At 44.1% G+C, this 10,106-nt stretch carries 8 protein-coding genes; 4 read left to right on the top strand and 4 right to left on the bottom strand.

Features of this window, described 5'->3' with window-relative positions; genetic code table 11:
- On the bottom strand, positions 1-352 hold a 352-nt coding region (locus HQM11_20840; GenBank protein MBF0353485.1), incomplete at its 3' end, for a hypothetical protein.
- A 300-nt stretch (positions 353-652) separates the two neighbouring features.
- Here HQM11_20840 and HQM11_20835 point away from each other — a divergent pair.
- Entirely contained in the window at positions 653-1,483 is an 831-nt protein-coding gene (locus HQM11_20835) for an Hsp33 family molecular chaperone HslO (GenBank protein ID MBF0353484.1), read from the top strand.
- Between the two features lie 12 nt (positions 1,484-1,495).
- The gene (locus tag HQM11_20830) at positions 1,496-2,662 is read left to right on the top strand and encodes a saccharopine dehydrogenase NADP-binding domain-containing protein (GenBank protein ID MBF0353483.1); all 1,167 of its coding nucleotides are present in this window, start codon (positions 1,496-1,498) and stop codon (positions 2,660-2,662) included.
- A gap of 11 nt (positions 2,663-2,673) precedes the next feature.
- Here the strand turns inward: HQM11_20830 and HQM11_20825 are convergent, their stop codons facing one another.
- Genes HQM11_20825 through HQM11_20815 form a run of 3 tightly spaced genes read right to left on the bottom strand, consistent with a single transcriptional unit; the run spans position 2,674 to position 6,956 of the window.
- Positions 2,674-3,681 (bottom strand): hypothetical protein, encoded by a 1,008-nt coding sequence (locus HQM11_20825; protein MBF0353482.1) that lies wholly within the window; start codon positions 3,679-3,681, stop codon positions 2,674-2,676.
- Between the two features lie 24 nt (positions 3,682-3,705).
- On the bottom strand, positions 3,706-6,051 hold the full coding sequence (locus tag HQM11_20820) for a GMC family oxidoreductase (protein MBF0353481.1): 2,346 nt from the start codon (positions 6,049-6,051) through the stop codon (positions 3,706-3,708).
- 35 nt (positions 6,052-6,086) lie between these two features.
- Complete coding sequence (locus HQM11_20815; GenBank protein ID MBF0353480.1) at positions 6,087-6,956, bottom strand: alpha/beta fold hydrolase; 870 nt, start codon at positions 6,954-6,956, stop codon at positions 6,087-6,089.
- Between the two features lie 317 nt (positions 6,957-7,273).
- Between HQM11_20815 and HQM11_20810 the strand changes: the two genes are divergently transcribed.
- Positions 7,274-7,453: a hypothetical protein gene (locus tag HQM11_20810; GenBank protein MBF0353479.1), complete on the top strand. Its 180-nt coding sequence runs from the start codon at positions 7,274-7,276 to the stop codon at positions 7,451-7,453.
- 179 nt (positions 7,454-7,632) lie between these two features.
- Complete coding sequence (locus HQM11_20805) at positions 7,633-9,972, top strand: MMPL family transporter (GenBank protein ID MBF0353478.1); 2,340 nt, start codon at positions 7,633-7,635, stop codon at positions 9,970-9,972.
- Positions 9,973-10,106: the final 134 nt, after the last annotated feature.

Here is a 10,106-nt window from a genome sequence, read left to right as displayed (position 1 = left end):
TGTCCACCGATTCCAGCCTTCCGCAAGCCGCCCCCCAAAGAGCCGTTTCCCCCATGATTCGCCGTAACTCAGGTTGATTTTCCTTGACCTGAATCAGATAACTTCCACCTTTTTGATGAATTCCGGCGGTGGTCAGCGGATTGAGGTGAAGTGCGTCCAGCGTGATCTTTCGATTCCACAAATCGTATTCAGTCAATAAGGCGCGAACCTCCGTGATTTCACTGCTTTTAGGTCCGGAAATACGCCGTTGCGCCTGAATGAGTTGACTTTCGTGGCCACGGAACGAAATGAACGGCAAAAAGCAGCATAATAAGGAGTTTTGCAACACGAAGGGCGAACTATGATCTGACATTGGCTGTTTTGCGTTGAAACGGCGTTGAATGGACGTTAATGCTTTAATTCCAGTCGTTCTTTTAACTCAATGAGGTACAAGTGTCAGTTGGGATCATAAAAATCATCTCTCTTGGGCAAATTTCCGGCATGGAAAAATACTTTTCGGCTATGGTCAAGCTAGACATATTGTGTGGGTTGATGTTAAATCCTTGCGTTGTCTCTTTGCAGGTGAGGATTCTTTTCACAAACAGGCATCCACGATCTTTCCCTGCTATCGAAATCCAGCCCTGAAATCCAACAATTTTTACAAAGCAATGCTATGAGTTTATCTGACAGTCGATTGATTACTTTTTACAATCAGGATCTTGTTCTTCATTTTTTTGAAGGTCAGAAACTGATACATGATCTGGTTTTGACCCAGCAACATCAGGGAAGCAGTTTTGGTTATTTCCGTGATTTCATTCTGGGCGTACAACCACTGATCACATTTCTCAAACCAGGAGAACAACTGTGTGTGTATCTTGATTCAGAAATTCCATACTTCAGAATCAAACTTGAAACCAACAGTTCGGGATACCTCAGGGCCATGGTTTATCCCGAACAGATGGAAGGCATTCCGGACAGGGTCTCAGGAAAAGTCAGACTGTTGCGATTGAACAGAGACAATTCCTATCATTCGGTCATTGATCTTGACGCTGTAACACTCGGCGAAATTATCAATCTGGTTCTGGAACGATCCTGGCAGTTTCATGCGCGGGTGCATGTCTCCTCCATCAGCGATCAGAGCGTGATGATCCACAAATTACCTTCATTGGAACAGGATATTTCTGAAGCGCCAGACATGGACCAATGTCTGGAGGAATGGAAACAACGCCTGGATACGTTGTTTTCTGAAGCGACAGCAACCGTGGAATCGCTGTCAGCAACCGCGTCTTCCTGGGGTTTTCAGTATTTAAGCCAGCGCAAAATTGAGTTTTATTGTGGCTGTGGTCAAGAGCAGATGCGGCAGAACATGATTCAGTTTCTGCAATCAAAACCTGAGGAAATTGACTATCTGGAATCAGAGGTTGAAGTTATCTGCGAATATTGTAAGAGTAAGTATTACTTCCAGCGCAATGACCTCGCGTCAGCTATTTTACCAACGCATTAATCATGGAGAGATATGTCAGAAAATTCAGAAAAACGTCAGTATGATGTCGTGATTTATGGAGCCACCGGATTCACAGGAGGCCTGGTTGCTGAATATTTTGCGACGCATTTCAATGCAGAACTAAGTTGGGCGTTGTCTGGCAGAAATATCGATAAGTTGAAGCAGGTAAAACAAAAATTGATCAGGCTCAATCCTGCCTGCGACTCTCTCAATTTGATCAAGGCTGATGCCTCAGACGCGGCGTCTCTGAAAAAAATGGTGTCGTCAACCAGAGCTGTCCTGACGACGGTTGGCCCCTATTCAGAATATGGAGAACCGTTGGTCGCCGCATGTGTGGCCGCCGGAACCGATTATCTGGACATTACCGGTGAGCCTGATTTTGTGGGAAACATCCTGAAAAAATATGATGACGACGCTCGCAGAAAAGGTGTTCTGATTATCAATTGCTGTGGCTTTGACAGCATTCCTGCCGATTTGGGTGCTTATTTCACGGTTCAACAATTACCTGCTGACTCGCAAAAAACAGTCAAAGCTTACCTCACCACCAAATCAAAACCCTCAGGAGGAACCTGGCAATCGGCGGTCAAAGCCATGAGCAAAGGCAAAGAAACACTGGCACACTCCAAAGCGGAAGGCCAAAAAGTCGGACTTAAACTGCATTATTCCAAATATTTGAATGCCTGGGGAATCCCCTTGCCGTTGATTGACCCCGTGATTGTCAAACGATCCAGCAATGTCCGCACAGAATATGGCCCGGGATTTAAATATGAGCATTACCTGAAAATTAAAAAAATTCAGAATGTCATGAAATTTCTGGGCGTGATGGGAGGCCTTTTTATGTCTGCGCAATTCAGTGTCACCAGGGAAATGCTTCTGAAAATACTTAAATCCGGAGACGGTCCCTCAGAGGAAGATCGGAAGAAAAGTTTCTTTGAACTGACCTTTTTGGGAGAAACCTCGTCTGAACGGGTGCAAACCAAAGTGAGTGGAAAAGATCCGGGATATGATGAAACCTCTAAAATGGTTTCGGAGTCGGCCTGGGTGTTGATCAAACACAGGGAGTCCCTGCTGGTTCGCGGTGGGGTGACCACCACGGCGGCTTGTCTGGGAAATCCCCTGATTGAGCGCCTGCAACAAGCCGGAATCAAATTTGAAGTGATTTCCCGTGAAAAGATTTAGGGGCTTGTCTGTTAAATTTTCACTGGCACAGCGGGTTGCGCATGGGGTCCGACGACTTCAAACGCACATCCCTGTGTCGATTTAAGATGATGCCGTAATATTTGTTTATCCTGTTCCCGTGCAATCAATTTCAGCTCCAGATTGGCAATCTTTGTGTTATTGCAAACCCGTGTGTCCCCATCCGGATCTGTATATCGGACGCCGACCATCCATTCCGGTTGACTGCTCATAGTTGCCAAGAGTAGATATTTTTCATTCTCAGCTTCCATCTGCCAATTTTGAATATTCCATCTTGAATGGATTCCGAACAGATTTTTCCAGGATTTAAAACTGTATTCCTCCTTGCCAACTTTCAAATAGGCCATCGACATGGGGGGCGTTAAAACACCTCCCAGTTTTATTTGACCAGAAAGCGCTTCAAACACAGCATCCTGCTGGTCATCAAATAGATTACAATTTCCCCAGGCCCATTGATGCGCGTGTTTTTTACCCCAGATATGAGCTTGATGCCCGGGCGCGTTTTTGAATTCAAAGACACGATCTCCAGCCTTGATTCTTCCAGAATAGGAACAACTCAGATTGGGGGCCATCACTTTTGTTTTGGGAAAGGGCAAATGATACAGCAAATTGGGATAATTATGAAAAATCTCTTTTTGCGGTTTGATTTTTAAATCCCAACTTATGGAGGACTTTTTCCCCTGAATCCGACCATGGGATTCATCATGTCTCAACAGGGATTGATCAATCCTCAACTCAAACCGCTGTGATTCCCACCGAACCTGTGAAAGCGGAAACGTTTGTTTCCAGGCCTCATTTTTTGAAGGATCCCGGCTGTCAAAGAAAATCCCCCACAATTCCCCAACAGGTTGCCCAAAACCATGGAGTGGCGCAAGAATGGTGTATCTCAGCCAGAACGCGGCCTGCTGCTCAGGCAGATTGAATTTGAAATAATAGACTTCGTAATGGCCATGGGTTTTTCCATCCCAAATCAGGATGTTGTCTTTTTCTGCGGGTGTCATGAATTTCCTTTCCTTAAATTTTATCTAAAAACGGGAACCGATAATCTGACCTGCACGTAGAGCCAGTCCCATGATAGTGATCTGCGGGTTGACACCCAGCGGGCCGGGAACGACCGAGCCATCAGCAATAAACAGGTTTTTTACGCCCCAGACTTCATGCTCCGGAGAAACAACTGAATTTTGAGGAGACGATCCAAAACGGCATGTTCCGAGTGGATGATATGCTGTCGCGTTGATTTCTCTGGCTTTCACAGGTTTACGGAATTTTTGCTGTAATTCGCTGGCATTTTTGATACGTGCCCGCCCTGAAACCTGAGTGATGATTTCTTCGGCGCCGCCTTCGAACAATACATTGCCCAGAATGGTTGTGCCACGAGTGATTCGATTCAGGGCTTTTTCATCGAGATTATAATTTATTTTGGGCGATTTTCCTTTGGACAGCTTCAAATTTCCATGACTGGTGTCCTGAATCATGAATCCGAAATTGGCATAGTGCTTATAATGATTCATGTAATGCAGAAAATCACTCCCCAATACAGGCAATGCCAGACATGAAAATTCAGGAGGCAATGCGGCGCCTTCAAACATGATGCCTTCATGATGGAAATGATCAATGGCATAACTTTGTGGAATGTAATGCGGAACCTGCATGATTTGCCTGAATAAACCACCCACATTCACAGCCGGATGAATACTGAGGTGATGCCCGAGATGTGGATTGTTCTCTGCGATCCCATTTTCATACAAAATTCTGGGAGTGATGAGACTTCCTGCGGCCAGAATCACACATTTCGCCCGAATTTTCAGATTCCATGAAGCATCCACCCCTGGAACCCGGGCAATCACGCCGACAGCCTGTCCATGCTCAACCAGAATTTGTTCTGCACGATAACCGGTGAACAGTGATGCGCCATGCTTTAGAGCCGATGGAATATAAGACACATTGGTCGACATTTTCGCGCCGGAGGGACAACCTGTGGAACAGGCGCCCTGACCATCACATCCCAGAGCACTTCGGGGAAGCGGATGATGGGAGTAGCCAAGCTTGTCGGCACCTGCGGCGACCACATCCGCAATCGGTCCCAGATATTTTTTTTCACCGGGTTGAACATGAAGTTTTTGTTCCACCTGTTCAAAAAATGGTTTCATTTCAGCGACACTGATACCAACGTTCAATTCCTCATTCCAGCGGTTGATCACCGATTCAGGTGTACGGAAACTGGTTCCGCAATTGATGAGGGTTGTGCCGCCCACACCAATGCCTGTTGGAATCAGGATCGGGGCCGTGCCTTCAGTGCGTTGCATGCCGAAATAGCGGTACAATTTCGCGGTCATGCGGAATGAAGAATCCTGAAGAGATCTTCGATCCCAGAACATCCCCTCTTCCACAATCGCAACGGCAAGATTGTATTTTCGTGTGAGTATATCCGCAATAGCCGCACCGCCGGCCCCACTTCCGATAACCACCACATCACATTCAACAGGTGACAAGGATAAATCTGTGGATGGCGTGAAGATGTTTTTTTGCCAGGGTTCATTTTCATATATTGTTTGTGGATTTCTGGGGATATGAATATGGAGCTTTTTATGAAAGTCTTCATCGCTGTATGCGGCAATTCTCAACGGAATTTGTAAAACTTCCGTCAATTTTTCCATGGCAACACTGGATCGCTGGATGGAATCCATGAGCTGGATTCGTTCCTCAAGGGATAATTGGGCAAAGGATCGTTTGCCTTTAGCCCAGCCCAGTTTACCAGCATGACGATAGGCGACATCCATTAATTTATAATCGGTAGAAGGCATCCATTCCATGACCTCCAGAAAACGCTCCCAGACCTTTTGTTTCAGATTTTCGTTGTTTGCAACCTCTGGATACACGGTTTCGGCAAGCGCAAGAATGGTTTCTTTGTAAGAACTCCAATGGGTTTGATGTGGATGGCCCTGTCGGAACCGGATGGCATTCATGAATTGGGTGACATTCCCTTGGTATTTGAGTTCGAAATCGCCAATGTTTTCGTCATGACTGTTGAACAGTGAGCCATTCAGGGGGCCCACAGTCTTATGCATCTTGATTTCAAGCCATTCTTTTTTTCCTTTGAGATGGAGATTTCCCAGTTTTGAGTCATGAAACAACAGATCATATTCAATATGCTTGAGCGGGTGAATGGTAACAGTCCCTGTGATCCGGTTTTTGTAAAAACGTCCGGGACAACTGATTTTTCCCTCAATTTTCCAGGGTTTCCACCATCGTAGTCTATCTGTTGACCAACTGGCACATTCCAGTATAAGGGGATTTCTTTCTTTGTGGTGAAACCACTGAATCCATCCCTTCAGTGTTTCTTCAAATCCTAATCCTATTGCTCCGGCCATAACATCCTCAAGATGGTGGTTAATAAAATCAGACCTTATCCGAAGGATGAGTCTGAAGCATGAATCCAGTTGGCAATGCAGTCCACAACAGGCCCAGAAGACTGAACCCACCTGAAATGATCCACTTTATTTTTACCAAAGAGGGAGGCCTTCAGGCGATGATGCGCGACAGCGGCGTTTTTCATTTTATGGCATAAATTGATCACAGACTGTTCAGAAACCCATGAATCCTGTTCTAAGGAAATGGCCAGAACAGGTAACGGCAGGTGTTGCAGCAATGTTTCAAAATCATAAGGATTTGCTGTCGGACGATATGTCCCGGTTAACGCGGTTCTGGTCCAATCCCGAATAACGCCTTTTGCTTCAAGAGCACCAAATCCCATATATTTCCCCGGGAAGTAACCCAGGGTTTCAGCAATTACCCGCATGAATTGTGTGCCAGCCAAAACACCAATGTTTTGAGGGTAATTCCATCCCCGGTGATGGATCAGACACGAAGCAATCATAATCAATCCAGTGATCTGATGTGGATTCTTGCTGAGGTACAAGGCTGAAAGATTACCCGACAAACTATGACCACATAAATAAACAGGTTCCGTTTTGAATATTTCACGAACTTTTCTGATGATCGCAGGCCAGTCATAGGTCAACATTTCATGGAAACCGAAATTATTTTGTCGATTTACCCGCACGCTACTCTCGCCATTCCCCCTGAGATCCGCGGTGACAACATGGAAGTTTTTTTGTCTCAGCAGTTCCGCAAACGGTTTGTAATAATTTGCGGGAACACCCATTGCGGATAGACAGATAATCACCGGCAAATTTTGATTTTTTCCGTTGCGGAAGAGACGAATCTTTATATTTGATCCATCTTCCATTTCAACCATCCAGGTTTCATTTTGCATAAAATGTACTCATCAATGCATTAAATGCTTAGCTATGCTCTGGGTTATGCCGTTTACAACGGATCCTTCAAAAACAATAAAGACCATTCGCAACACTTTTTAAAATTGGTCGTACCAATTTTAAAAAACAAAATGCCTTAGATGTGATTGTTTTGCAAGAATTTTTTTTAGTTTTTTAAATCAAAAAATAAGAATGAGCTTAGATTATCGGTAATTAACGACAACGGAAGTACAGTTTGCCGTAATGGAAAATGTTTTGCAATTTACCCCTCATGAATCAGTGATCAATAATTAATGAGGTACTTCAGGAGGCATGTATGGAAAACGATCGAAAAGATGTATCAAGGCAGGAACTTGAAGAAGCAATGAAACAGTTTTTAAACAAAGGTGGGAAGATCAAAGTTCTTCCAGACCAAAAAAGCCAATCATCCGTTATGGATGAAATGAACTCTCACTATGAGAGCCTGGAAGCGTTCAGTTACTACGACAGCATCTAAATCGGACGATTCCAATTTTCCCCCCCCCAAAAAAGGAGCCTGCCAGCTCCTTTTTTTGTTTTAAATCCCGAAAAACCACATCTTTCTGATCAGGAATAGACTTTCCTGAATTGTTTATGTTAAAGACATAACTAAAGCTTCGATCAGAATAATCCCCGTTTTATGCCTGGAATAAAATTATGAACCTGTCTTTGATTCATTGGATGCGTGTTTTGATACGCCGTTGGGCTTATGGTGTCATCAAATACAGAAAGTGGATCATTGGTCTGACAGTTCTCAGCCAAATAATTTTGTTAGTTCCCATCTCCAAACTGTCCTTTGATAATTCTGCTGAAATCTGGTTTCTTCCTGACGATCCGGCGATGTATCATTATGAGCGATCAAACTATTTGTTTGGCGACCACCAATCTTTTGTGATCGGGATTGAGGCGCGTCAACAGGATATTGACATCATCAATGGGGACACACTGTTAATTATCCATGAAATCACTCAATTTCTGGATCAACAGGATTATGTAAGCCGGGTCAATTCTTTGAGTAATTATCAGTACCATGTTTATGAACGTGGAAAACTGACCTCTCATCCACTGTTTGAAGATCCTTCTTCCTGGAAAGGCACGCCCAAACAAATTGACCAGATTGTAAAAATTATGCAGAAAGAAACACTGATCCATGGCACGCTCATCACCAGTGATTTCAGAAATACTATCATTTCCGCAAAAGTGATTTATCAGAAAGGCTCATTTAACCATCATATCAAATTATTGAGGGATGTCCGGGAATTTTTAAAGAATCAGAACTATGAGGAACGTGGCTATTCTTTTCATTTCACAGGGACGAGTGCCATTTATGGTCAAATACAGGAAAACAATGAGAAAGACCGTAGACTAGTGCAACCTGTGATGGTGATCCTGCTGGTTCTGTTGCTATATGTTGTATTCAGATCCTGGTTGAGTGTTTTTTGCGCGGTATCAGTGGTGGTGTTTTCTGTGGCCGTCACCTATGGTTTCACCAGCATCATGGGATGGAAACTGAATATTCTCAATACGCCTGGTCTTTCTGTTTTGATCATAGCGGCCGGAATCGGGGACGCCATCCATTTTCTGACTGAGTTTTACGCTTTCAGAAATATAGGATACTCGCAGGAATATGCGGCCATTACGACACAAAGGCAATTGTTCACCCCCTGTTTTTATACATCGCTGACCACGGCTATCGGTTTTTGGGCGTTGACGTTCACTGAACTGATACCGGTCAAGGAATATGGCGTGATGGCCTCAGTGGGAGTATTTTCAGCCTTTTTGTTTTCATTCACGTTTTTGCCTTCCGTATTGAGCTTTACCAACGAAAACCACTCATTTGTCACGCCTCACTATCCAAAATTCCTGATAACGGGCATAGGAAACTTTCTGATTGGAACCACCTCACGATATGGACGATGGATTGTTATTATTGCACTGGCGTTCACTTTTGGCGCCGGCTGGATCTGTCTGTCTCTTAAAGCGGATTCAGGAATTAAGAGCTATTTCAGGGCAAACTCAAAGATCACTCAAGACCTGGAGTATTTTGATCAACATTATCAAAATACCGGTGGCATGATGGTGATTCTCAAAGTATCCAACATCCTGATGAATCAGATTCCCGCCTTACTCAAAAAGCTGGTTTTGATTGAAGACGCTATTGAAAAAAATCAGGATTCCGGAAATGTCAGATCAATAGCTGATTATGTCCGACACATAAATAAAATCGTACATGGAAATAATCCGAACTATTACACAATCCCTGCTTCACAGCAGACCCTGGATCATTATTTATATTTATATCAGGCCTCGGAATCAACAGAGGCTTTGAAAGATTTGATCAGTTCTGACGGCAACTACATCAAACTGGAAATTCCACAAAGATACATTTCATCGCTGACAACACGCAAAAATATGATAGAAGTGGAGGAATTGATTGCAAAAGAACTTCCGGAATTTGAATTTTTCATTACGGGAGACGCTGTGTTGGACAGCAAAAAAGATACGTATGTGATCAGAGGTTTGTCACGCTCATTTTTAATTTCACTGGGAACCATTCTTCTTTGTTTTTTTCTAATGCTAAGGTCGGTCAAATATGGGTTGATATCCATGATTCCCTGCATTATGCCCATTGTTGTTGCTGGCGCCCTGATGGTGCAACTGGATATTTATCTCAACTTCAACACAATGATTATTGCGTCCTTGACCTTTGGGGTGGCAGTGGATGACACAATGCACATGATGAAACGCTACAGTCGCTTGCGGAAAAGTGGCTTACCCAGAAGAAAATCGGTTGAACAAGCCTTTACCAGTGCTGGTCAGGCTGTCATCCTGACCTCTGTCATCCTGTTTCTCGGCTTTGGAATCAATGTCCTCTCAACCTTTCTGCCTGCCGTTCATTTTGCTATTTTGGGTGGAACTATCATTGTTCTGGCGTGTCTGGCAGATTTGTTCGTACTGCCTTCTCTCCTGCTTTTCCGGGAAAAACCCACGGATTGATCTTTCAGAAAAAATTCCACCTGTGCAGGTGTATTTTACGCAACCAGTTTAAACTCAAGGACATGATGCTTAAACCAGGTTGGATATTCCTGATTCTTTTTTAAGGCCGTCACCGAAGCCAAGGCCACACTCCC

The sequence above is a fragment of the SAR324 cluster bacterium genome (assembly GCA_015232315.1).
Classification (GTDB): Bacteria; SAR324; SAR324; order SAR324; family NAC60-12; genus JADFZZ01.
Note: the sequence above shows the minus strand (reverse complement) of the source record. Positions and strands in the feature narration are given on the sequence as shown.